Raw genomic sequence first — 381 nt, forward strand, 5'->3', positions numbered from 1 at the left:
TTGGTACGAGGACAGCTTCCGGTTGCTGACCGAGCGCGGATTGTCCCCGGACGCGCAGGAAACTGGCTGGCTCAGCACGATCTACCGCCAGATGGTGCGCGGCACCTGGCTCTGAGTTTGCCGCGCGGCATGGCAGGGCTTGCGTGGGGCGGGGAAACGCGCCACATCATCTAGAGGTGTATGGGCGTATAGAGGGGCAGGGGATGCTGGCGCGGCTCGACATTCGCGACATCCTGATCATCGACCATCTGGTTCTGGATTTCCGGGCCGGGCTCAATGTGCTGACGGGCGAGACCGGCGCGGGCAAGTCGATCCTGCTCGACGCGCTCGGTTTCGTGCTGGGCTGGCGCGGGCGCGCAGACCTGGTGCGCCAGGGCGCCG

General features: G+C 66.7%; 1 protein-coding gene. It reads left to right on the top strand.

Features of this window, described 5'->3' with window-relative positions; translation table 11 throughout:
• Positions 1-203: 203 nt before the first annotated feature.
• A partial coding sequence (locus tag E0702_RS15865) for an AAA family ATPase (RefSeq protein ID WP_165927560.1) occupies positions 204-381 on the top strand: 178 nt, incomplete at its 3' end.

Origin of the sequence: Halomonas marinisediminis (assembly GCF_004347715.1) — a bacterium.
GTDB lineage: Bacteria > Pseudomonadota > Gammaproteobacteria > Pseudomonadales > Halomonadaceae > Halomonas > Halomonas icarae.